Raw genomic sequence first — 21,463 nt, forward strand, 5'->3', positions numbered from 1 at the left:
CTTTGTGACGCAGGCGTGAATGGCCGTTAATGTTGCATTGCACAATTTGCATTGCTGCCATGCGCCAACGGCACTTTTAAACCGATACGATCCCACCTATTTTCCGTTCGTACACAAACGGAATGATCCGAACCAAAGACGAAACGAGAACTACCATGAACCTGATCCGCAACTACCGCAACTGGCGCCGCTACCGGGAAACCGTTTCCGAGCTGAGCCGCCTGTCGAACCGTGAACTGACCGACCTCGGCATCAGCCGCAGCGACATCCACTACGTCGCCCGCAAGGCGGTCTAATCCGCTTCGGACCGCAAATGGTCCGAACCAGTTTTGAAGAGAGCAAGACGACAATGAACCTGATCCGCAGCTATCGTAACTGGCGCGTCTACCGCGACACCGTTGCTGAGCTGGGTCGGCTTTCGAACCGCCAGCTCCATGATCTCGGCATCGTTCGCGATGAGATCAAGATGGTTGCCCGCAAGGCGATCTAAGTAAGGAATTTCGCCAGGGTCGACCTCCTCCCCGACCCTGACGGATACGGCCAACCCTTACCTCCTCCCAAGGGTTGACCACCGAAACGGCGCCCGCCGGACCTCCTCCCCCGGCGGGCGTTGTTCAGAAGCGAACGAAGTTCGTCTTCCAAGCGAACGAAGTTCGTCTTCGAAGGTTTCGCCCTTCTAAAAAGGCGAAAAAGAATTTTCGCCCTTAAAGGCGAAAGAGATTTCGTCAAAGCCGACCTCCTCCCCGGCGATGGCGAATACGGTCGATCTTCACCTCCTCCCGAGGATCGACCCCCAAAACGACACCCGCCGGACCTCCTCCCCCGGCGGGTGTTGTTGTTTTTGGCGTAGGCACCGGCACGGTGCGTTCTCAGCCGGCAATTGCAATCGCGTCCTCAAGCGACTATTCCGGCGCCCATGAGCAAAAATCCCGTACACGTCATCGGCGGCGGCCTCGCTGGCTCCGAAGCCGCATGGCAGATCGCGCAAGCCGGCGTCCCGGTCGTGCTGCATGAAATGCGCCCTGTGCGCGGCACCGACGCGCACAAGACCGACGGCCTGGCGGAGCTGGTCTGCTCCAACTCCTTCCGCTCCGACGACGCCGAAAACAACGCCGTCGGCCTGCTGCATGCCGAAATGCGCCTTGCCGGCTCGCTGATCATGAGCGCCGGCGATGCCAACCAGGTACCGGCCGGCGGCGCGCTGGCGGTCGACCGTGACGGCTTTTCCGACGCGGTCACCGCAAAGATCGAAGCGCATCCGCTGATCACCATCCAGCGCGAGGAAGTGCCCGGACTGCCGCCGCAGGATTGGGACCAGGCGATCATCGCCACCGGCCCGCTGACGGCGCCTTCGCTGGCGCAGTCGATTGCCGAGGCGACCGGCGCCGATGCGCTGGCCTTCTTCGACGCGATCGCACCGATCGTGCATTTCGACACGATCGACATGAACACTTCATGGTTTCAATCGCGCTACGACAAGGTCGGCCCCGGCGGCACCGGCAAGGACTACATCAACTGCCCGATGGACAAGGAGCAGTATCTCGCCTTCGTGGCAGCGCTGCTGGAGGGCCAAAAGACCGAGTTTAAACAGTGGGAAGGCACGCCCTATTTCGACGGCTGCCTGCCGATCGAGGTAATGGCCGAGCGCGGCGTCGAGACGCTGCGCTACGGGCCGATGAAGCCGATGGGCCTGACCAACGTCCACAATCCGTCGGTCAAGGCCTATGCGGTGGTGCAGCTTCGCCAGGACAATGCGCTGGGCACGCTCTACAACATGGTCGGCTTCCAGACCAAGCTGAAACATGCCGAGCAGGTGCGCATCTTCCGCACCATTCCGGGGCTCGAAAACGCGGACTTCGCACGGCTCGGCGGCCTGCACCGCAACACCTACATCAACTCGCCGACGCTGCTCGACCCCTCGCTGCAGCTCAAATCGCGCCCCGGCCTGCGCTTCGCCGGCCAGATCACCGGCTGCGAAGGCTATGTCGAAAGCGCGGCAATAGGCCTGCTCGCCGGCCGCTTCGCCGCCGCCGAACGGCTTGGACAGGCGCCCTCGCTGCCGCCTGCGACCACCGCCTTCGGCGCGCTGCTCAACCACATCACCGGCGGCCATATCGTCTCGGACGACGAGCCTGGAAAACGCTCCTTCCAGCCGATGAACGTCAATTTCGGCCTGTTCCCGCCGGTGGAGACGCCGAAGGCCGAAGGCAAGCGCCTGCGCGGCAAGGACAAGACCGTCGCCAAGAGGCACGCGATCACCTCGCGCGCGCTGGCCGATTGCCGAGCATGGCTGGGGCTGCCGGTGCGGGCCGAGGCTGCGGAGTAGCTAATCCGCCGCCGCCCTCGCCCCCGGCAATCCCGGCTTACCCGCCTCGCCCGGATTGCGTCTGATATAAGCCGCCTTCAGCGTCTCCGACGTATCCCTTGAGCCGTCATGGCTCCAGCCTGGCGGCTGGATGAGGTAATTCAGCCGCTGCCCAAGCGTCAGCCCCGGCGCCAGCGCATCCTTGAACATGCCGATCCATTCGTGGAACGCCACCTTCAGCGGGTTGAAGGTGCCGATGTTCTTGACGATGCCGTAGCGCGGCCGGTCTTCCTCCAACTCCTCGACGAAGGTGCCGAACATGCGATCCCAGATGATCAGCGTTCCGGCATAGTTGGCGTCGAGATAGCGCGGGTTGATGGCGTGGTGGACGCGGTGGTGCGAGGGCGTGTTGAAGATGAACTCGAACCAGCCCCACATCTTGCCGATCGTCTCGGTGTGGATCCAGAACTGCCAGACGAGGTTGAAGCCGAAGACGAAGGCGATCACCGCCGGATGGAAGCCGGCGAGCACCAGCGGCGCCTGCAGGATAAAGGTGAAGGTGAACAGGCCGGTCCAGCTCTGCCTCAGCGCCGTCGAAAGATTGTAGTGCTGGCTGGAATGATGGTTGACGTGTTCGGCCCACACCCAGCGCACCCGGTGCGCTATGCGGTGATAGACATAGTAGCGCAGATCATCGAGCAGGAAGGCGGCGACGAACACCCAGATCGACAGGCCGAGATTGAAGAAGCGGAACTGCCACAGCCACAGCAGCGCCCAATAGGACACGACGCCGAGCAGCAGGCCTGCGACGACATTGCCGGTCCCCATCATCAGGCTGGTCAGCGTGTCGCGCGTCTCGAACGATCCCTTGGCGCGGCCGGTGCGCACCAGCCAGAGCTCGATCAGGATCGCCGCGACGAAGAAGGGGATCGCAAGCTGGGTGACCTGAGGGAAATTATACTGATCCATCACGCCGCCTTCCGGATTCGATCGTGGCCCTGCAATGCCGCCACCACGGCCAGCGCGCCGGCTTCGTCGGCAAAGACGAAACTGCCGCCTTTCCAGGTGAAATCACTAAGCCGCAGCGAGACCGCATTGYCTTCCCTCGCCAGCGCCAGAATGTCGTGCGGTGTGACGATACGCGTCAGAAAACAGTCGCCTATGCTCTGGACGATGCCGCAACGCTGCGGGCCGAGATCGAGAAAGGCGGTATGGTTGTCGGCTGTCAGCCGCACGGTGCCCGGCCTTTCGTCGGGAAAATCCTCGGCAAAGCGTGCGAGAGCCTGATCTGCGCCAGCAAGTGTCGCGGTTGTCGTGCCGCCGGTGAAATGCACGGCCGCGACCGACAGCGCGATGCCGAACACGACAAGAACGACCAGGACTGGCAGGCTCATGGAAAGGCGGCTCCTCCGGCGGCCCGCATTTCTTTGACGCGAGTCCACGTGGATGGAATCCCTAGCATGATTGACGTTTACGTCAAAGGGGCGTCCAGCCCCGCATCGCGTGACGCAGGAGCAGCCAGTGCCGGCGCAGGATGGAGAGCGCTACCGTCCTGCTGAGCGCCGAACTGCCCGCCTTTTCCATCTTGTCGAGATAGGCGCGCGTCAGCGCCAGCGGCAGGAAGGCCGGGCGTAGCGAAACCGGAAGCGTCGGCGCGGCTTTCTCGAAAACGTTGAGATGTTCCCGCGCCAGCGCGATCATCGCCGCCACCGCCCGCTCCGCGGCAGCCCCGCCCTCTCCCTTGACGAACTCTTCCGGTGCCGTGCCGGCTGCCGCCAGTATATCGGCGGGCACAAAGCACTGGCCGCGCCGACGGTGCAACGGCAGCAGAAGCAGCAGCCCGGTGATGGCCTGGGCGCAGCCCGCTCGACCTGCCAGCTCGGCAAAGCCCGGCGCCGCGGCCGGATCGAGCACCATCGCCGCAAGCTGGATCAGCGCCGCGGCCGTTTCGCCGCAATAGCCCTCAAGGTCGGTCCGCGACGGCATCGGATCGTCATAGAGATCGAAGATCCGCGCCTCGAGCATGTTCTCGAAGGCGGCCTTCGGCAGATGGTTGGCAGCGATCGTCGCGCGCAGCGCATCGGCGGTCGGATGGCCCGTCTCGGCATCCCCGTCGGCCGAAACGACGTCCCGCCACCATTGCAGCCTGACTTCACCCGGCAGCGGCTCGTGGATGCGATCGCGCACGCTCGCGACTTCGGCGTTGAAGGCGTAGAGCGCGAGCAGCGCGTCACGCTTGTCGGCCGGCGCGTAGAGCGCCGACAGGTACCGGTCATGGTCGGCTGAGCGCACCGCCTCCATGACGACGTCGCCATTCTTGACGGTGGTGGACGTGTTGGCCATTCAATCGACGGCGATCAGCGCGGCCGCGACGGCGCGATCTTCGGCGAGCAGGACATTGTAGGTCCGCACCGCCGCTCCGGTAGACATCGGGTCGGCCGAGATGCCGGCTTCCTTGAGCGCGGCGCGCAGAGGCGCCGGCAGCGGCCGCAATTCCTTGCCCATGCCGACCAGCAGGATCTCCACCTTGCCGGCCTCGGCGAACAGCCTGTCGAAATCCGCGGCCTTCAGCGCCAGCGGATCGGCGGGCTCCCAGCCATGGATGCCCGACGGCAGGACGAGCAGCGATCCGCGATGCGACATGTCGGCAAAGCGGAAGCCGCCATTGCCATAGGCTTCGATCGGCGCCTTGCCGGGGAAATGCGYCTCGCGGATGATGATGCCTTTGGCCATGGGTCTAGAGCATGATGCCGAAAAGTCTGGAGCGGTTTTCCGACGACATCATGCCCTATCCCTTTGATTGGGATGATTTCAGGTCGACTCGACTTGAAATCATCCGGCATTGGCGTCAGGTCGTCACGGCCTTGCCGTTCACCGGCTTCTTCTCCTCTTCGGTCGCGGCCTGCGGCCGCAACCGGAACAGGATCAGCAGCGGCGCGGCGATGAAGATCGACGAGTAAGTGCCGAAGATCACGCCGAACAGCATTGCCATCGTGAAGGAGCGGATCACCTCGCCGCCGAACAGCACGAGCGCCAACAGCGCCAGGATGGTGGTGACCGACGTCAGCGTGGTTCTGGACAGCGTCTCGTTGATGGCGTTGTTCAACAGCTGCGGCAGCGGCATCTTCTTGTATCTTCGAAGATCCTCGCGGACGCGGTCATAGACGACGATCGTGTCGTTCAGCGAATAGCCGATGATGGTCAGGATCGCCGCCAGCGAAGACTGGTTGAACTCCAGCCCGGTCAGGACGAAGAAGCCGATGGTCATCACCACATCGTGCACCGTGGCGATGATGGCGCCGACCGCGAACTGCCATTCGAAGCGGAACCAGACATAGAGCAGGATGCCGACTAGCGCGATCAGCATGGCGATCGTGCCCTGCTTGGCGAGCTCGCCCGAAACCGTCGGTCCGACCACTTCGACGCGGCGGAAGTCGTATTGGTCCTGCAGTTCGCCGCGMACCTTGTCGATGACGGTCTGCTCGGCATTCTCGCCGGCGTCCTGGGTGYCGACGCGGATCAGCACGTCGTTCGGCGCGCCGAATTGCTGCACCTGGATCTCGCCGATGTTGAGCTCAGACAGCCTGTTGCGGATGTCGCCGAGATCGGCGTTGCCCTGCTTCGCCTGCACCTCGATCATCGAGCCGCCCTTGAAGTCGATGCCGTAATTGATGTCGATGGTCAGGAACCCGACGACCGACAGGATCGACAACAGGCTGGACAGGGCGAAGGTCCAGCGGCGGATGCCCATGAACGGGATCTTCGTGCCCGGCGGAATGAAGGTGACCGGCGCGCGCGGCAGTTCCTTCGGCCGGGCGCGGCGCAGCCAGATCGACACCAGCATGCGCGTGAAGGTGAAAGCGGTGAAGACCGTGGTCAGGATGCCGATCGCGTAGGTGATGGCGAACCCCTTGACCGGTCCGGTGCCCAGCCAGAACAGCACCACGGTGGCGATCAGCGAGGTGACGTTGGAGTCCACGATCGTCGCCAGCGCTTTGGAGAAGCCCGTATCGATCGCCTGAATCACCGAGCGGCCGTTTCGCCGCTCCTCGCGGATGCGCTCGTAGATCAGAACGTTGGAGTCCACCGCCATGCCGATGGTGAGCACGATACCGGCGATGCCTGGCAAGGTCAGCGTTGCACCCAGTAGCGACAGCACGGCCACGATCATCGCCACGTGGACCGCGAGCGCGATGTTGGCGAGGAAGCCGAGGAAGCCGTAGGCGACGAACATGAAGGCGACGACGAGGATCGAGCCGATGATGCCGGCGATTTTACCCGCATGGATCGAGTCCTGGCCAAGGCCAGGGCCGACCGTGCGCTCTTCGATGATGGTCAGCTTTGCCGGCAGGGCGCCCGCTCGCAACAGCACGGCAAGGTCGTTGGCGCTCTCGGCCGTGAAATTGCCGGAGATCTGACCGCTGCCGCCAAGGATAGGTTCGCGGATAACCGGCGCCGAAATCACCTGGTTGTCGAGAACGATGGCAAATGGCTTACCGACATTCTGCTGGGTCGCCTGGCCGAACCGGGTCGCTCCGCGGGAATTGAAGGTGAACGAAACGACCGGCTCGTTTGTCTGCGAATTATAGGTCGGCGTCGCCTGCGACAGGTCTTCGCCCGACACGATGACGCGGTTTTCGACCAGATAAGGAACGGGAGGATCGTCCTGCGAATAGAGGACCGAATCGCCGGGCGGCGGGCGGTTCTTGATCGCATCCTGGACCGGCACGGACGTATCGACCATCTGGAACGTCAGCTTGGCGGTCTGGCCGATGATGTCCTTGAGCCTTTGCGGATTTTGCAGTCCGGGCACCTGAACCAGAATGCGATCGTCACCCTGCCGCTGCACGATCGGTTCCGTCGTGCCGAGCGCGTTGACGCGCCGCTCCACCACCTCGATCGCCTGCGACAACGCCGTCGATGTGCGGTACTTGATGCCCGCATCCGTGACGGTGAATTTCAACAACCCGGGCTCGGAATCGTCCAGGGTCATCGACTGGACGGAACCGCCGGTAAAGAGGCCGGCGGTGACCGGATTGGTTATCGGCTTCAACGCCGTCTTTGCGGCTTCGACCTGGTTCGGATCGTTGATGCGTACCTGCACGGTCCGGCCCGTTCCACCAAGTCCGGTATATTGGATCTTGGCATCGCGCAGCAGCGTCCTGATCTCGTCGCGTGTCGTCTCCAGTTGATCCTTGATCAGATCGTTCTGGTCCATCTGGAGCAGGATGTGCGAACCGCCCTGAAGGTCGAGGCCGAGCGTCATCTGCCGCTTCGGCACCCAGTTCGGCAGTTGCRCCAGCATGCTTGCCGGGAAGAGGTTGGGCGCGGCGAGGATCACTGTGATGGCCACGGCGAGCCAGATCAGGATCATCTTCAGGCGCGAGAAATAGAGCATTCGTTCTTATCCGTTCAGGCGTACAAGCGGCAGCGTTCCGCCATCGGCTCGGTTGTCAGCTATGGTTATCGTTGCGACCACGGCCGGCCCTATCGTGCTTCCTCGACGATTGTCAATCTCGCCGGCAGCGCGCCGGTGCGGAACAACAAGGCTAATTCCTTGGCGCTTTGGGCTGTGAAATTGCCCGATATCTGCACGGTGCCGTGCTCGATGGGCTCCCGGATGATAGGCGCTGAAATCACCTGACCGTCCAAAATCACCGCAAATGGCTTGCCGATATTGCGCGTGGTCGCCCACTTGAAACGTTGTGTACCCTTGGAATCGAGCCGGAATGCGACGATAAACTGTCCTGTCGAGCTGTCGTGGGTCGCTTTCGCGTCCAGCACGCTGTCACCCGAGACAAGCACCCGGTCTTCGACCAGATAGGGAACTGGCGGTTCATCCGGCGTGTACAACACCGTTGAACCGGCAGGCGCCTGGCCATTGACCGCATCGTCCACAGGCATCGAAGTGTCAACCAATTGGAAGCTCAGTCGGCCCTGCCGAGCGAGGGTTTGCGCCAGGCTGTGCAAATCCGCGACGCCTGGCGCCTGAACCAGTATGCCGCCATCCGTCAACTGGACCCCCGGATCGGCCACGCCAAGTTCATTGAGGCGATTCTTGATAACCTCGATCGACTGTGTGAGCGCGGCAGAGGTTTGATACTTCGCGCCGGCATCGGTCATGGTGAGCTTCAACAGGCCAGGCTCGCTGTCGTCCAGCGCGAACTCCTGGACCGGGCCTTCCTTGCCGGCGATAGGATCGACTACTGCCTTGAGTGCCGCTTTGGCGGCCTCGACTTGCGCGGGATCGCCAATGTGCAGTTGAACCGTGGGGCCCGATACGACAAGGCCGTTGTAGCTGATCTTGGGTTCTGCATCGCGAAGCAGCGCCCTGATCTGGTCGCGCATTGCTTCCAGCCGCCGGCTTCTTACCTGGTCCGTATCCAGGCGAAACACAATATGCGCACCGGGCACCGCGGCCAGGACATTCGGCGCGCCGAAGACCATCGAGAGCAGGGCAATCCCGATCAAAATGACCCTCAGGCGCGAAAGATAGACCATATGCCGCCGTTCGTCAGAACCCTGCCCGCGGCCATCGCCGCTGGGATTTCGCCTACTTCTTGGCGTTCTGGTTCGCCACCGGTTCGCCCTTGACGCGCACGTCCGAGATCGTCGAGCGCAACGCGGTCACCTTGGTGCCGCCAAGGTCGATCTCCAGCTCATTGTCGTCGATCACCTTGGTCACCTTGCCGATGAAGCCGCCACCGGTCACCACCGTGTCGCCGCGGCGCACCGCCGAGAGCATCTCCTGGCGCTTCTTCAGCTGCGCGCGCTGCGGCCGGATGATCAGAAAATACATGATTACGAAAATCAGGACAAACGGCAAAATCGAGATGAACATGTCTGGCGAGGCGCCGACGCCCTGGGCGTATGCCGGTGTAACGAACATCAAGAAACTCCTGGGTGGTGAAATACCGCCGCGGTCGCCCCGCGAAAATTTGGCCGGAATATAGTCGCTAAACTTGCCAATGCAACTGCGCCGCCAGCCCAATCCGTTGCTTTTCCAGCTGTTTGCGACGTGCTAGAGCGTCGCAGCGGAAGCCGCTTCGAGGCTGCCGAAAAGATCATGTTCCAACAAAAGTTTGGACCTGGTTCTTGCAGCGATGTCATGGAAGCTGCTCCCGCACGCTGAAAGACCTCAACAAAAAGACCCCAAATGACCGACAGCCTGGACGCCTTGAACAAGAAACTCGACCGCCTGATAGAGGCGGTTTCCCGCCTCGCCCCACCGCCTGTGCCGCAAACCGACCTGTCGGTAGCCGACTGCTTCGTCTGGCAGGCGGAGCCCGGCTATCTGGAACCGGTTCGCAAGGTCAACCGCGTCGACATCGGCCTGATCCGCGGCGTCGACCGCGTGCGCGACATCCTGCTCGACAACACCGAGCGCTTCGCGTCCGGCTATGCGGCCAACAACGTGCTTTTGTGGGGCGCGCGCGGCATGGGCAAGTCCTCCCTGGTCAAGGCCGTGCATGCCACCGTCAACGCCTCCGACAGGCTCGACCAGCCGCTGAAGCTGATCGAGATCCACCGCGAGGACATCGACACGCTGCCCAAGCTGATGGGTCTCCTGAAGGCCGCGCCTTATAGGTTCATCCTGTTTTGCGACGACCTCTCCTTCGACCATGACGACACCTCCTACAAGTCGTTGAAGGCGGCGCTGGAAGGCGGCGTCGAGGGTCGGCCCATCAACGTCATCTTCTACGCCACGTCCAACCGGCGGCATCTCTTGCCGCGCGACATGATCGACAATGAGCGCTCGACCGCGATCAACCCGTCGGAAGCGGTCGAGGAAAAAGTCTCGCTATCCGACCGTTTCGGCCTGTGGCTCGGCTTCCACAAATGCTCGCAGGACGAATATCTCGATATGATCGGCGGCTATGTCCGCTATCACGGCCTGACGATCGATCCCGAGCAATTGCGCGCCGAAGCCCTGGAATGGGCAACGACGCGCGGCAGCCGTTCCGGCCGCGTCGCCTGGCAATTCACGCAGGACCTCGCCGGCCGGCTCGGCAAGCCGCTGAAGGATTGAATGTCACTTAGGAAGCTGCGCCCGCCGCAGATCACGTGGCGTCTGGCCAATCTCGCGGCGCATCCAATGCGCCAGATGCGACTGGTGCGCGAAGCCGGTCAGCGCCGCAACCTCGCTCGTGCTGAGATCGTCTCGTCGCAGCAGGACGCATGCCCTTTCCACGCGGCGCCGCAACACGTAGCGATGCAAGGTGACGCCCATCGCCGCCTTGAACCATGTGCGCAGATGCGAGCTGCTCGCGCCGGCGACCCGGCTCAGGCGATCGATCGTGAGCGGGTCATGGAGAGCGGTCTCAATGTGTTCCAGGACACGCTTTAGCTGCGCGTCCGAAAGCCGGCTCACGCGAATTTGGTCCGGGCCATCGAGGCCGAGCAGCCTCACGGCAAGCGCGGCGCCGATGCTGTCGGCAAACAAAGGGCCGCTCGGTGCGCCTGCGGCGAGATCGCTCTGCAATGCGCGGGCGAGATACTCGATGCGCTGATCGCGAAGCAGATGGCGGGTATCGAACCGCGATGTCTGCGCCTTGTCACCGAGTTCCGCGGCGACCCTTTCCATCAAGGCCGGCGGCAAGACGATCTCCATCGTCTCGAACGGCGTTTCGGCCTCGAAGCCGCCCTCCTCGCCGGCCGGCACCAGGTCAATATCGCCGGCGCGCCTGACGAAATATCGCCCGGCCTGATTGCAGTAGGAGCGCGTCGCAGCGCTCGCATGCACCATGACGCGATGATGTAGTGCCCGGGGCAGCCGATGCACACCTGCTTCCACATGCCGGGAAACCATCGTGACATCGCAAGGGGCCCGAGCGAATTGTGGAGGCATGCTCTCTCGATTCATGGCGAAACCTGCTCAAGATTTGGCAATTCCCGCGCGATTTTCAACGCCGTGAAGCTGTACTCCCGCCTCTCCTTCAAACATGGAAGAGAGGTTGTCATGAGTTCGTATGTTGTTGTCGGCGCGGGCCCGGTCGGACGCGAGACGGCCCGCCTTCTTGGCGAGGAAGGCCATGACGTCATCCTGACCAGCCGAAGCGTCGGTTCGAGCGCGTTGCGCAATGTACGGTCCATACAGGCCGACGCCACCGATGCCTCGGCGCTGTCGCGTGTCTGCCGAGGCGCCGACGCCGTGTTCATGTGCGCGATGGCCACATATCATCGCTGGCCAGCCGACTTTTTCCCCATAATCGACGGCACCGTGCAAGCAGCGGAAGCAGTCGGCGCCAAGCTCATCGTGCTCGGAAATCTCTATGGTTACGGCAGGAATGGCGAAAGCCCGCTGCGCTCCGACATGCCGCTGGACCCGAATTCGAAGAAGGGAACCGCCAGGACGATCATGTGGCAGCGGGCGGCCCGTGCCAGCGTGCCGGCGATCGAGATACGCTCCAGCGACTATCTCGGGCACGGCGCGATAAGCTACTTTTCCCTGGTCGCCCTGCCCTCCATCATCGAGGACAAGCCGATCGCCTTCATTGGCGACCTCGACGCCACTCATGCCTGGACCTTCACCAAGGACGTCGCCAGGACGCTCGTCGCGGCCTCCTGCTACACGGGCGAATGGGGACGGGCATTTCATGTCCCCTCGCAACACGCCTCGCCCAACGAACTCATCCGCAAAACCGCGGCGATGCTCGGCCGCGAGGTTGCCGAGACACGCTCCTATTCCATCCCCGAGATGGAAGCGCTGGGCATGCAGGAGCTTATCGAGATGAGATACCTTTTCGAGACTCCCTTGCTGGTTGATTCCTCCGACGCGGAGACGCTTCTGGGCGTGAAGGCCAGCAGCCTCGAGGAGATGATCGCCGACACGCTCCGCGATCATCTCTGAGCCGGCGGCAGGCATCTTCCGCAACTGAAAAAGCCCGCTCCTTGCGGAGCGGGCTGAAGACGGCGGGCCGGACTGGAGGTCAGGCGGCCCGCAATTGTTCTTGTTCTATTCGAGATAGCCCGACGGATCCACCGGGGCCGAGTTCTTGCGCACTTCGAAGTGCAGCTTGGGCGAGTCGGTGGTGCCGCTCATGCCGGAAAGCGCGATCTCCTGGCCTCGCTTGACCTTCTGGCCGCGCTGCACCTCGATCGAGCTTGCATGGCCATAGACCGTGACCAGGCCGTTTTCGTGCCGCACCAGCACGGTGTTGCCGAACTCCTTGAGGCCGTCGCCGGCATAGATGACGACGCCGTTCTCCGCCGCCTTGATCGGCGTTCCTTCCGGCACCGCGATGTCGACGCCGTCCTTGCCGGAGCCGAAGCCGGAGATCACGCGGCCGCGGACCGGCCAGCGCATCTTGCCGATGCCGGTCGCGTCCGGGGCCACCGCATCGTCGTCCTCGGCTTGCTGGATGACCTTGGCGTCCTTCTTCGGCGGCGTGTAGGAGGCGAGCGTCTGCGACGGCGTGGTCTTCGCCGGCGGCTGCGTCGTCGCGGTCGTCACAGGATCGACGGCAGGCTTGGCAGCGGCTGGCTTGGCGGCCGCCACGACGGTGCCGCCGGCCGGGACCTTGAGCGTCTGGCCGATCTTGAGCAAGCCGTCCTGCATGCCGTTGGCCTGCTTCAGCGCCACCACGCTGACGCCGGTCTTCCTGGCGATCGAGGACAGCGAGTCGCCCGACTGCACCGTGTAGGAGCCGCCGGCGCCGGCCGGCTTGGCCTCGGCCACTTGCTGAGCGGGCTTCGGGTTCTTGGAACCTGCGGCCGCGGCCGACGTATCGACCTGAGCGGCGGATTTACCGTCCTTGACCTTGGGCTGCTGCGGCAGCACGGCGACCTTCTCCGGAGCGGGCTGCTTCGGCGTGTTCGTCGGCTTGCCTTCGGCGACCTTCGGCTCCGCCTTGCTCGAATAGGCATAGGCGGGGATGACGATCTTCTGGCCGCTACGGATGCCCTTCTTCGGGTCGATCCCGTTGACCTTGGCGATGGCGTCGGCCGGCACATGGTAGTGCGCCGCCAGGCCCGAAAGCGTCTCACCGTCCCGCACCACGATTTCGGTCGCGTGCGGCGCAGAGCTCGCATTGCGAACCGCATCGGGCTCGGCGGTCTTGAATGGCTTGGCCTGGGCGACCGTGCCGGTGGCCGTCCTGTCGAGATGCGGCGCGGGAGCAAGCGCCGGAGCCGGAGCGAGGGCAGGAGCGGAAGCCGTACGCATCGGCTTTGCCGGCGCCGGCGCCGACGGAGGCGGCAGCTGCTGCGCCGTGACCGGCTCGAGGCTCGATCGGCTCACCGACTGGGTGTGCGTGCCGTCGACCGGAGCAGGCGCGACCGTGTCGCCCGGATAGGGCTGGTCGACATTCTGCTTGTTGATGATGGCGCGCTGATTGTTGGTGGATGATGTGAAGACATCATCGACACCGTTGAAGCGCATCGACTGGGAACTGCACCCGGCCGCCGCGCCGGCAATCATCAGGACAGCGCAACCGCGCGCCAGATTGCGTCTGTTTGCCTTCAAGTGATTGAATTGCATCGCACTAACCCGCACAGACCCGGTACAAACTGGTCATGATTAAAGCGCGTTAATGTTACTGGGGGGTTAACCCATTAGAATCCGACGAAAATTTTCTTAAAACATTGGCGGAAATTTTGGCGGCGCCAAAATCCGGACGACGGCGACGCGGACATGCCGGTTTTCTGGCCGGTCTGAAGCTGGTTCTCGGGATCGCCGACCTGGTGTCATTGCCGGGTCGAGAACAACTTCAATCCCCAAGCATCGAAGCGGTCGGCCCAGGCAATGCAGTCTCCTGTCCAAGTATAGCTCGGATGCAAATATTCCGGACTGTTGCCGCAAGGTCACGGGATTTCCGGACCGAGTTCCGGTAGCGTCGGGGCACCTTGGGAGGGTCCTTCAATGAAACGTTTTCTCGTCGCCGCGGCGTTCGCCGCTGCTTTGGGCGCCGTCGCGCCTGCGTCCGCCGCCGATCTCACCGAAACGCCTGTCGCCGCGAGCTACGACTGGAGCGGCGTCTACATCGGCGCCAATGGCGGCTGGGGATCGAGCCACTCATGCTGGGACGCCCAGTTCGCCGGCCTGTCTTTCAGCGAAGGCTGTCACAACGCCACCGGCGGGACAGTCGGCGCACAGCTCGGCTATCGCTGGCAGCGCAATGACTGGGTGTTCGGGCTGGAAGCGCAAGGCAACTGGACCGATCTGAAGGGCTCCAATGTCAGCGAATTCATTCCGCCTTTTATAGACCGTTCCCGTGTCGACTGGTTTGGATTGCTGACGGCCCAGCTCGGATACAGCGTCGATAACACACTCTTTTACGTCAAGGGCGGCGCGGCCGTGACGCACGACCGTTTTGAGGTCCTCTTTCCTCCGGATATCCCTGCTGGCAAGACCGGCGATCAGGCCCGGTGGGGCGGCGCGCTGGGCGCGGGCCTTGAATACGGCTTCGCCCCAAATTGGTCACTCGCGATCGAATACGATCACCTGTTCATGCCCGACAAGACCACTGCTTTCGCGACCGTCGGGCTGCCCTTCCCGTTCGGCACGGATCGCATCAGCCAGGACGTCGACCTAGTCGGCCTGCGGCTGAACTTCCACTGGAATGGTTGACAGCGGCTAGATCACCATTGCGACGCTGCGCAGGATCGGCTGCAGCCTGACCATGCCGATGTCCTCGCGCTCGAAGCGGCTGCCGACCTTGGTGAGCTTGGCCAGCACCTGCTCGCCCTCCTCCGGGCCGATCGGCGCGATGACGACGCCGCCGCTCGACAGTTGGTCGAGCAGGAAGCGCGGCAGGCTGTCGAAGGCCGCCCAGGCGACGATGCGGTCGAACGGCCCTTCATTAGGCAGGCCATTCGAGCCGTCGGCCTGGCGGACGATGACGTTGCTGATGGCCAGCGCCTCGAAGCGCTGCTTTGCCTGCTCGGTCAGGGTCTTGTAGCGGTCGACGGTGATGACGCGCGCGGCAAGCCTCGACATGACCGCCGCCGTGTAGCCCGAACCGGTGCCGATCTCGAGCACGCGGTTGCCCGGTTCGACATGAAGGGCCGCGATCACGGCGGCCTGCAGATCGGCGCCCTCGATCGCCTCGCCGCATTCGATCGGCAGCATGCCGTCCGACCAGGCGAGCGCGTGGAACTGGGCTGACAGGAAACCACGCCGCGGCGTCGCCTCGAAGGCGGCGACCAGCGGCTTCGGCGCCGTGCCCCTGCCCCGCAGCCTGAGCAGGAAAGCGGCGAAACCTTCGCGGTCGTCGATGCCGGTATTCATGCAAAAACCGTGTTCATGCCAAAACCTTATCTATGACAGCGCCTTGGTCAGTTGGTCGCGCAGTTCATGGGCGGTGAGGTCGAGCTGCAGCGGCGTCACCGACACCAGGCGGTTGCGCATCGCGTAAAGGTCGGTGCCCTTCTTGCCTTCGACCGGCTCGCGGCCGAAGCGCAGCCAGTAGTAAGGCAGGCCGCGACCGTCCCGCCGCTCGTCGACCCAGAGGCTGTGAACCAGCTTGCCCTGCGAGGTGACGACGGTGCCCTCGACCTCGTCGGGCGCGCAGTTCGGAAAATTGACGTTGAGCAGCACGCCTTCCGGCAGCGGCGTTTCCACAAGTCTCTTGAGCAGCGCCGGCGCCAGCGCCTCGGTCGTCTCGTAAGGAACCACGCGGTCCTCGCCGACATAGGAATAGGCCTGGCTGACCGCGATCGAGCGCACGCCGAGCAACGCGCCTTCCATGGCGCCCGCCACGGTGCCGGAGTAGGTGACGTCGTCGGCGATGTTGGCGCCGGAATTGACGCCGGACAGGATGAGGTCCGGCGGTCCGGGCAGGATCTTCTTCGTGCCCATGATGACGCAGTCGGTCGGCGTGCCGCGCACGGCATAATGCTTCTCGCCGATCTTGCGCAGCCTGAGCGGCTCCGAGATCGACAGCGAATGCGCATAGCCGGACTGGTCCTGCTCCGGCGCCACCACCCAGACATCGTCCGACAGCGTGCGCGCGATGCGTTCGAGCGACGCCAGCCCTTCGGCGTGGATGCCGTCGTCATTGGTCAGGAGAATGCGCATCGAGTCACTTCGCTTCGATCTTGGCGAGACCACCCATGTAAGGCCGCAGCACTTCAGGAATGGTTACGCTGCCGTCCTCATTCTGGTAGTTCTCGATGACGGCAATAAGAGCGCGCCCGACCGCCGTGCCCGAGCCGTTCAACGTATGAACGAAACGGTTGCCCTTGCCGTCCTTGTCCTTGTAGCGGGCATCCATGCGCCTGGCCTGGAAATCGCCGCAGACCGAGCAGGACGAGATTTCGCGATAGGCGTTCTGTCCCGGCAGCCAGACCTCGATGTCGTAGGTCTTGCGCGCGCCGAACCCCATGTCGCCGGTGCAGAGCGTCACCGTGCGGAACGGCAGGCCGAGCCGCTTCAGCACCTCCTCGGCGCATTGCGTCATGCGCTCATGCTCGGCGATCGAGCTTTCCTGGTCGGTGATCGAGACCAGCTCGACCTTGTAGAACTGGTGCTGGCGCAGCATGCCGCGCGTGTCGCGCCCGGCCGAGCCCGCTTCCGAGCGGAAGCACGGCGTCAGCGCCGTGTAGCGCAGCGGCAGCTTTTCGTGCGCGGTGATCTCCTCGCGCACGAGGTTGGTGAGCGGAACCTCGGCCGTCGGGATGAGGCCGAGACGGCCATCGCCATGCGGCGTGAAGAACAGGTCTTCCTCGAACTTCGGCAGCTGGTTGGTGCCGAACAGCACCTCGTCGCGCACCATCAGCGGCGGAATGATCTCTTCATAGCCGTGCTCGGTGGTGTGCAGGTCGAGCATGAACTGGCCAAGCGCGCGTTCCATGCGCGCCAGCTGGCTCTTCAGCACGGTGAAACGCGCGCCGGACAGTTTCGCCGCGCGCTCGAAATCCATCATGCCGAGCGCTTCGCCGATCTCGAAATGCTCCTTCACCCAGTTCGGCCGCGTCGGCACGTCGCCGACGATGCGCTTGACGACATTGTCGTGCTCGTCCTTGCCGACAGGCACGTCCTCCAGCGGCACGTTGGGCAGCACCGCCAGCGCGTCGTTCAGCGCCTTGTCGAGCTCGCGCTCGCGCGCCTCGCCGTTCTGGATGAACGCCTTGATGTCGCTGACTTCGCCCTTGAGCTTTTCGGCAAGTGCGGCATCGCCTGAACGCATGGCATTGCCGATCTCCTTCGAGGCGGCATTGCGGCGCTCCTGCTTGACCTGCAATTCGCTCAGATGCGAACGCCGCGCCTCGTCTTTGGCGATCAGATCGTCGACCGCGGACTGCGCCTCGCCCGCCGACCACGAGCGCTTCACCAGCGCCTCGACAAGGGCCTTCGGGTTTTCGCGAATCCATTTGATGTCAAGCATGGTCGATCCTCAAAAGTCATGCATGTCGCCCAGAAGTGTGCCGCGGTTCTGGGACAACGACATGCATCAAAGCTAAGACTTAAAGCGCGTCGCTTGAATCCGTTTCAGCGCGACGCGCTTCAAGGACCGAGGGGGTAAACCGCATCCGCCATCGATGCAAGACGGCGGATAAGCGCGCCGCCGCGATTTCCCGACCGGAAAGCCCCGTTTAGGTGGACGAGGCGTCCGGCGTGTTGCTAGCGACGGAGTTCCCCGCTTCCGCCTGCTCGCGCGCCAGGCGGTCGCGCGCCTGGGCGCGCTCGATCATGCGCGATGACCAGATGGCGACTTCGTAGAGGATGATGGTCGGGATGGCGAGGCCGCACTGGCTCATCGGATCCGGCGGCGTCAGCACCGCGGCGACCACGAAGGAAAGCACGATCGCCCATTTGCGCTTCTCGGCCAGCGCCTGCGACGACAACAGGCCGACGCGCGTCAAAAGACTGGTCACCACCGGCAGCTGGAACACCAGGCCGAAGGAAAAGATCAGCGTCATGATCAGGCTGAGATATTCCGACACCTTCGGCAGCAGCGAAATCTGCACCTGGTCGTTGGTGCCGACCTGCTGCATGGCCAGGAAGAACCACATCACCATCGGGGTGAAGAAGAAATAGACCAGCGAGGCGCCCATCAGGAACAGGATGGGCGAAGCGATCAGGAACGGCAGGAAGGCGCTGCGCTCGTTCTTGTAGAGACCCGGCGCGATGAACTTGTAGATCTGCGTGGCGATCAGCGGGAAGGCGATCACCATGCCGCCGAACATGGCAAGCTTCACCTGGGTGAAGAAGAACTCCTGCGGCGCGGTATAGATCAGCTCGACCTTGTGTGGATCGAGCCCCGCCCATTGCGTCGCCCATTTGAACGGGATGACCAGCAGGTTGAACAGGCGCTTGGCGAAGAAGAAGCAGACGAGAAATGCGACGAAGAAGCCGCCCAGCGACCAGATAAGGCGGCGGCGCAGCTCTATGAGATGCTCGATCAGCGGCGCCGACGATTTCTCGATTTCTTCCCGCTCCTCGTCCGATACGCTCACTTGGCGGCTCCCGCCGTCTTCTTGGTGTCGGTTGTCTTCTTGGTCGCAGGCTTCTTGGCCGCGGCAGGCTTCGCCTCAGCCTTGGCGGCAGGCGCGGCGGCCTTGACCTGAGCCGGCGCGGCTTTGGCCGGCGCTTTTGCAGCCGGTGCCTTTGACGCGGTTGCCGTTTTCGCCGCGGCGCCGACCGTCCTGGCCTTGGCGGTCGCGGCCTTTTTCGCGGGCTTGGCCGCTGCGGGTGCTTCGGAAGCCGGCGCGGTAACAGAAGCGTCGGTCATGGCCGGAAAGGTCGGAGCGGCCGAGGCGGCCTCGGTTCCGTTGAGGCCGGGCATGTCCGTCGCGCCGTTCTTGAGCGGTTCGGCGGCCTGCGGCGTCGCTGCTGCCGGCGCCGCCGGATCGGCGGCCGGCTTCGGCTTCATCATCGTATCGACGCCGGCGCGCACATCGGCCGCTGCCTGCTCGAACGGATTGAGCTGCTTGCGCACCTCGTTCATCGGATTGAGGCCGCGAAGACTGTCGATCGAGCTCTTCACGTCGTCGAGCTCGGCTTCCTTCAGCGCTTCGTTGAACTGCTTCTGGAAGTCGCCGGCCATGGCGCGCAATTTCGCCGCGGTGCGACCGAAAGTGCGAAGCATGTTGGGCAAATCCTTGGGCCCGACGACCACGATCATGACGACCGCGATCACCAGCAGTTCGCTCCAACCGACTTCGAACATGGCAATCTAATCCGACGCGTGCATGCCGCCCGCACATGCGAAGCGGTTTTGGGACAACGGCATGCTCAAAGCAACAACCGGGATCAGCTCTTGCTGACCTTTTCCTTGGCCGGCGAAACAGTCTCGTCGGCGCGGTGCTCGACGGTGCGCTTGTCGTCAACGTCGTCGTCAGCCATTCCCTTCTTGAAGCTCTTGATGCCCTTGGCCATGTCGCCCATCAGCTCGGGGATCTTGCCACGGCCGAACACCAGAAGCACGATGACCAGCACGATCATCCAGTGCCAAATCGAAAACGAACCCATTGCTACTCTCTCTCGAATGTTTTCCCTGGCGATGATCTATGCGTTTTCGCTCGGGGATTCAAACACAACCGCAATGAAGTTGATAAAATGGCTAGCGGATGTCACGCACTTTCAGCGTGAGCGCCTTGCTACGAATCCGCGCAGGCCTTGCTAATAAACCATTCGCGCCGGTTTCGTGGTCACTCTTCCGTGACGCGCGGCGTCAGCAGCCCGAGCTCCTCGAGGTCGATATCGGTCAGCGCATCCTCGTCCTCGGCGAGCGCGTCCGGATCGGCCGGCGGCACCGGCATCGAGAAGTTGGCCGGCATGCGCGTCGAAAGCAGGCCGGCGCCCTTCAACTCCTCCATGCCGGGCAGATCGCGGATTTCCTCCAGCGCGAAATGATCGAGAAAAGCGTCGGTCGTGCCGTAGGTCACCGGCCGTCCGGGCGTGCGGCGGCGGCCGCGCATCCTGACCCATTCCGTTTCGAGCAGCGTGTCGAGCGTGCCTTTCGACGTTTCGACGCCCCGGATGTCTTCGATCTCGGCCCGCGTGACCGGCTGATGGTAGGCGATGATCGCCAGCACTTCGAGCGCCGCGCGCGACAGCTTTCTCTGCTGGACGGAGTCCCGGCTCATCAGGAAAGCCAGATCGCCCGCGGTGCGGAAGGCCCAGGCGTCGCCGACCCGCACTAGGTTGACGCCGCGCTTGGCATAGATTTCCTGCAGGTCCGCCATCGCGGCGGCGATGTTGACGCCCTCGGGCAGGCGCGCGGCGAGCTGCCTTTCGCTGACCGGCTCGGCGCTGGCGAAAATGATCGCCTCGGCCATGCGCACGGCTTCGGACAATTGCAGCCGCTCGGCGGGGTTTTCAATGGAACCCTGTTCGGCCATATCGTCGTCCGGTTCGTCCTCGACCTTGAACGGGATGACCGAAGCGTTGGCGCGTTCGCTCATGATACCACCTCGACTGCCCTGACCCCTTGCGCGCGGCCGCGCAGATAGATCGGCGCGAACACCTGTTCCTGCCGCACTTCCAATTTGCCCTCGCGCACCATTTCGAGCGTCGCCGCGAAGGAACTGGCGATCGCCGTGCGTTTCTCTTCCGGCGCCGCCAGATATTCGATCAGGAAGCTGTCGAGCGCCGTCCAGTCGCCGACCGAGCCGACCAGCCGTGCCAGCACCTCGCGCGCATCCTTCAGGGACCACACGGCGCGCCGGGCGATCGTCACATTGTTGATCGCCTGCCGCTGGCGCTGCTGCGCATAGGCAGTGAGCAGATCGTAGAGCGAAGCCGAAAAGCTATTGCGCTTCTCGATGATGACCATTTCCGGCATGCCGCGCGCAAAGACATCGCGGCCGAGACGGTTGCGGTTGACCAGCCGCGCCGCGGCGTCGCGCATGGCCTCCAGCCGCTTCAGCCGGAATTGCAGCACCGCCGCCAGTTCCTCGCCGCTTTCGCCCTCCTCGCCCGGCTGTTTCGGGATCAAGAGCTTCGACTTCAGGAAGGCGAGCCATGCCGCCATCACCAGATAATCGGCGGCAAGCTCGAGCCTCAGCGCCCGCACCTTCTCGATGAAGGCCAGATACTGCTCCGCAAGCGCCAGGATCGAAATGCGCGCCAGATCGACCTTCTGGTTACGGGCAAGATGCAGGAGAAGATCGAGCGGACCTTCGAAACCGGCCACGTCGACCACCAGCGACGGGTCGCCTGTCAGGCGTGAATCGTCGTTCTCGGCCCACAGACGGTCCATCGGTGCGGCCTTC

At 63.5% G+C, this 21,463-nt stretch carries 23 protein-coding genes; 6 read left to right on the top strand and 17 right to left on the bottom strand.

The features are described 5' to 3' along the window. The first annotated feature begins 155 nt into the window (after positions 1-155). The 3 genes from LCM4577_RS11075 (at position 156) to trmFO (ending at position 2,326) form a co-directional block, all read left to right on the top strand. Positions 156-296 (top strand): DUF1127 domain-containing protein, encoded by a 141-nt coding sequence (locus LCM4577_RS11075; RefSeq protein ID WP_071031999.1) that lies wholly within the window; start codon positions 156-158, stop codon positions 294-296. 53 nt (positions 297-349) lie between these two features. Continuing rightward, positions 350-490 (top strand): DUF1127 domain-containing protein, encoded by a 141-nt coding sequence (locus LCM4577_RS11080; RefSeq protein WP_071031998.1) that lies wholly within the window; start codon positions 350-352, stop codon positions 488-490. Between the two features lie 426 nt (positions 491-916). Continuing rightward, entirely contained in the window at positions 917-2,326 is a 1,410-nt protein-coding gene (trmFO, locus tag LCM4577_RS11085) for a methylenetetrahydrofolate--tRNA-(uracil(54)-C(5))-methyltransferase (FADH(2)-oxidizing) TrmFO (RefSeq protein ID WP_041011754.1), read from the top strand. Here the strand turns inward: trmFO and LCM4577_RS11090 are convergent, their stop codons facing one another. From LCM4577_RS11090 to yajC, 7 genes are all read right to left on the bottom strand, one after another. Beyond that, positions 2,327-3,274, bottom strand: a complete 948-nt coding sequence (locus LCM4577_RS11090) for a sterol desaturase family protein (RefSeq protein ID WP_198540233.1) — start codon at positions 3,272-3,274, stop codon at positions 2,327-2,329. Then, complete coding sequence (locus LCM4577_RS11095) at positions 3,274-3,699, bottom strand: hypothetical protein (RefSeq protein ID WP_071071149.1); 426 nt, start codon at positions 3,697-3,699, stop codon at positions 3,274-3,276. Before LCM4577_RS11095 ends, LCM4577_RS11090 begins: the two co-directional genes overlap by 1 nt. Positions 3,700-3,781: 82 nt before the next feature. Beyond that, complete coding sequence (locus tag LCM4577_RS11100; RefSeq protein WP_244508291.1) at positions 3,782-4,648, bottom strand: phytoene/squalene synthase family protein; 867 nt, start codon at positions 4,646-4,648, stop codon at positions 3,782-3,784. Next, positions 4,649-5,038: an Mth938-like domain-containing protein gene (locus tag LCM4577_RS11105; protein WP_071071151.1), complete on the bottom strand. Its 390-nt coding sequence runs from the start codon at positions 5,036-5,038 to the stop codon at positions 4,649-4,651. Positions 5,039-5,153: 115 nt separating this feature from the next. Continuing rightward, positions 5,154-7,703 carry a protein translocase subunit SecDF gene (secDF, locus tag LCM4577_RS11110; protein ID WP_071071153.1) on the bottom strand — a complete coding sequence of 850 codons (2,550 nt, stop codon included), beginning with the start codon at positions 7,701-7,703 and terminating at the stop codon, positions 5,154-5,156. An 89-nt stretch (positions 7,704-7,792) separates the two neighbouring features. Beyond that, positions 7,793-8,806 (bottom strand): SecDF P1 head subdomain-containing protein, encoded by a 1,014-nt coding sequence (locus LCM4577_RS11115; protein ID WP_071071155.1) that lies wholly within the window; start codon positions 8,804-8,806, stop codon positions 7,793-7,795. A 52-nt stretch (positions 8,807-8,858) separates the two neighbouring features. Beyond that, on the bottom strand, positions 8,859-9,194 hold the full coding sequence (gene yajC / locus LCM4577_RS11120) for a preprotein translocase subunit YajC (RefSeq protein WP_071031992.1): 336 nt from the start codon (positions 9,192-9,194) through the stop codon (positions 8,859-8,861). 267 nt (positions 9,195-9,461) lie between these two features. Here yajC and LCM4577_RS11125 point away from each other — a divergent pair, with 267 nt between their 5' ends. Beyond that, the gene (locus LCM4577_RS11125; protein WP_071031991.1) at positions 9,462-10,334 is read left to right on the top strand and encodes an ATP-binding protein; all 873 of its coding nucleotides are present in this window, start codon (positions 9,462-9,464) and stop codon (positions 10,332-10,334) included. Between the two features lie 3 nt (positions 10,335-10,337). Here the strand turns inward: LCM4577_RS11125 and LCM4577_RS11130 are convergent, their stop codons facing one another. Continuing rightward, entirely contained in the window at positions 10,338-11,168 is an 831-nt protein-coding gene (locus LCM4577_RS11130; RefSeq protein ID WP_071071157.1) for an AraC family transcriptional regulator, read from the bottom strand. A 96-nt stretch (positions 11,169-11,264) separates the two neighbouring features. On the opposite strand from LCM4577_RS11130, the gene LCM4577_RS11135 reads away from it, so the two are divergent. After that, positions 11,265-12,155: an NAD-dependent epimerase/dehydratase family protein gene (locus tag LCM4577_RS11135; protein WP_071031989.1), complete on the top strand. Its 891-nt coding sequence runs from the start codon at positions 11,265-11,267 to the stop codon at positions 12,153-12,155. A 105-nt stretch (positions 12,156-12,260) separates the two neighbouring features. Here LCM4577_RS11135 and LCM4577_RS11140 read toward each other — a convergent pair whose 3' ends face one another. Beyond that, positions 12,261-13,784, bottom strand: coding sequence for a peptidoglycan DD-metalloendopeptidase family protein (locus tag LCM4577_RS11140; RefSeq protein WP_071071158.1), 1,524 nt, complete (start codon positions 13,782-13,784; stop codon positions 12,261-12,263). Positions 13,785-14,165: 381 nt separating this feature from the next. On the opposite strand from LCM4577_RS11140, the gene LCM4577_RS11145 reads away from it, so the two are divergent. Further along, positions 14,166-14,873, top strand: coding sequence for an outer membrane protein (locus tag LCM4577_RS11145; protein ID WP_071071160.1), 708 nt, complete (start codon positions 14,166-14,168; stop codon positions 14,871-14,873). 6 nt (positions 14,874-14,879) lie between these two features. Here the strand turns inward: LCM4577_RS11145 and LCM4577_RS11150 are convergent, their stop codons facing one another. The 8 genes from LCM4577_RS11150 to LCM4577_RS11185 all read right to left on the bottom strand — a co-directional run bounded on the left by LCM4577_RS11150 (position 14,880) and on the right by LCM4577_RS11185 (position 21,450). Continuing rightward, positions 14,880-15,533: a protein-L-isoaspartate(D-aspartate) O-methyltransferase gene (locus LCM4577_RS11150; RefSeq protein ID WP_071071162.1), complete on the bottom strand. Its 654-nt coding sequence runs from the start codon at positions 15,531-15,533 to the stop codon at positions 14,880-14,882. 30 nt (positions 15,534-15,563) lie between these two features. Then, positions 15,564-16,322 carry a 5'/3'-nucleotidase SurE gene (surE, locus tag LCM4577_RS11155; RefSeq protein WP_040982411.1) on the bottom strand — a complete coding sequence of 253 codons (759 nt, stop codon included), beginning with the start codon at positions 16,320-16,322 and terminating at the stop codon, positions 15,564-15,566. A gap of 4 nt (positions 16,323-16,326) precedes the next feature. Beyond that, entirely contained in the window at positions 16,327-17,631 is a 1,305-nt protein-coding gene (serS, locus tag LCM4577_RS11160) for a serine--tRNA ligase (RefSeq protein ID WP_071071164.1), read from the bottom strand. A gap of 208 nt (positions 17,632-17,839) precedes the next feature. Further along, a complete protein-coding gene (tatC, locus tag LCM4577_RS11165; protein ID WP_071071166.1) occupies positions 17,840-18,703 on the bottom strand; it encodes a twin-arginine translocase subunit TatC in 864 nt (287 codons plus the stop codon). Continuing rightward, complete coding sequence (gene tatB / locus LCM4577_RS11170; RefSeq protein WP_071071168.1) at positions 18,700-19,416, bottom strand: Sec-independent protein translocase protein TatB; 717 nt, start codon at positions 19,414-19,416, stop codon at positions 18,700-18,702. Before tatB ends, tatC begins: the two co-directional genes overlap by 4 nt. 83 nt (positions 19,417-19,499) lie before the next feature. After that, positions 19,500-19,718 carry a twin-arginine translocase TatA/TatE family subunit gene (locus LCM4577_RS11175; protein WP_040981649.1) on the bottom strand — a complete coding sequence of 73 codons (219 nt, stop codon included), beginning with the start codon at positions 19,716-19,718 and terminating at the stop codon, positions 19,500-19,502. Between the two features lie 179 nt (positions 19,719-19,897). Further along, on the bottom strand, positions 19,898-20,653 hold the full coding sequence (gene scpB / locus LCM4577_RS11180; protein ID WP_071071170.1) for an SMC-Scp complex subunit ScpB: 756 nt from the start codon (positions 20,651-20,653) through the stop codon (positions 19,898-19,900). After that, positions 20,650-21,450 carry a ScpA family protein gene (locus tag LCM4577_RS11185; RefSeq protein ID WP_052457727.1) on the bottom strand — a complete coding sequence of 267 codons (801 nt, stop codon included), beginning with the start codon at positions 21,448-21,450 and terminating at the stop codon, positions 20,650-20,652. The genes scpB and LCM4577_RS11185 overlap by 4 nt, the downstream gene beginning before the upstream one ends. Between the last annotated feature and the right edge of the window lie 13 nt (positions 21,451-21,463).

The sequence above is a fragment of the Mesorhizobium sp. LCM 4577 genome, assembly GCF_001854795.2.
Taxonomy (GTDB): Bacteria; Pseudomonadota; Alphaproteobacteria; order Rhizobiales; family Rhizobiaceae; genus Mesorhizobium; species Mesorhizobium plurifarium.